The following is a 1,651-nucleotide window of genomic DNA, read 5'->3' as shown; positions in this document are numbered from 1 at the left end:
AAAAAGATTTAAATGTTCCGTCGATAATATCCTTCGATACACCAAAAATACGGTAGCTCTCATCAGAAAAAACCGCACTGTCACGAATCAGATCGAATTCCCAATTCCCCATATGACCAATGCGTTGTGCTTCTTTCAGCATACGCTCGCTTTCACGCACACGTCCTTCAGCTTGTTTACGCTCAGAAATATCACGAACGATGCTGATGACATCAGAAAGCACCCCATCAGAATAAATGAATGACGTTGAAACTTCGGCACAAAAAAGATTGCCATTCTTAGCAAGTAGCATTTCTTCAGATTGAATGTGGGATTCACCTCGAGCGAGAGAGTGTTGTATTTTCTGACCAAAGGCGAGAAAAGCAGCTTCATCCGGATAGAACATCTCAGTAGTTTCGCCAATGACCTCTTCCAGCGAATATCCAAACAATTGCCGCATCGCCTGATTAGCGTATGTGATGCGCCTTTCAGGCATATTAACTGAAAACATTGCATCAACCATGGCTTCCGTGAGGGTGGTCAGATGGCTTTCCGATCTGTGTAAATCCGCCTCAATCTGTTTGCGCTCAGTGATGTTTGAAAATATGGCCGCCATGCGACCGGGGCTTATCTGGAACGCATAAATTTCAAACGCCCCGATGATTTTTTCATCCTCATAATCAAGCTGTTCCGTTTGCCAGGCAATACCATCCCTTGCTGCTTCGATAAACCGTTGAGACATCCCGGATTTCACCACGGATGGAAAGGCCTGCTCAATCTCCCTGCCGATCAACTGGCTGTTATCCACCCCCAACATCAAATCGGCAGCCGGGTTTGAATCTATGAAAACCAGTTTTTCATCGGCATCTAATTGATAGACATGCATTCCCATCGGCAATGATTCTGAAATGCTACGAAAGCGACTTTCACTCTCTTTCAGAATATCATCTAAATGGTTGCGCTCCGAAATATCACGCATAATAGCAGTAAAATGCCAACCATCAGCTCTCTTTCTGGAAGAAAGTGAGAGCTCAATTGGTAAAATTGTACCATCTTTTTTTTGCGCATTTACTTCAACTATTTCCCCTAGAGTTCGAGGCTCACCTGTGAGTAAGAAATGACTAAAGCCGATCTGGTGTTTTTTCTGATTGGCCGTACTCATCAATATGGTGAGAGGTTGGCCAACAGCTTCGACAGCCTCATAACCAAACATCTTTTCAGCTGCAGGATTCCAGAGTTGAATCAGGCCTGATTCATCGCTACATACAATTGCATCATTACTAGACTCAAAAGCTTCCCGATAATTAGAGTTCTTTGCCATTATGTAACCTCTATTCCTCTTGATGAATTCAAATCTTTAATCAAATTGATTACTACTCTAATCTTTCAGATCAGCTCCCGCATGCTATAAAGTTCCTAAGGGTAGTTTTTTCAATTATGATGCCACCTTAACATAATTATATTATAATTCTATGATTTATAATTATGAAGCTATCAAAATAGTAAACTCTAAAAAGCATTTATTTTGAAGCCCTTATGGTTACATGTCAATCAGCACCCAAAATTGACCCCCCATCAGCGTCCAATTTTGACCCCCCTAAAGTCTGTTTAAATCATGCTCTATTTTTGAATCTCCAGCTCTCATTTCCGGTCTCTATAATGTCACAATGAT

General features: G+C 41.6%; 1 protein-coding gene. It reads right to left on the bottom strand.

The genetic code is table 11. From position 1 onward, the window contains the following. The coding region (locus MMIC_RS12350) for a PAS domain-containing protein (protein ID WP_143144962.1) at positions 1 to 1,300 on the bottom strand (1,300 nt) is incomplete at its 3' end. Positions 1,301 to 1,651: the final 351 nt, after the last annotated feature.

It is taken from the genome of Mariprofundus micogutta, assembly GCF_001895085.1.
Classification (GTDB): Bacteria; Pseudomonadota; Zetaproteobacteria; order Mariprofundales; family Mariprofundaceae; genus Mariprofundus; species Mariprofundus micogutta.
The sequence above is the reverse complement of the archived record's forward strand: the minus strand, read 5'-3'. Positions and strand labels throughout refer to the sequence as shown.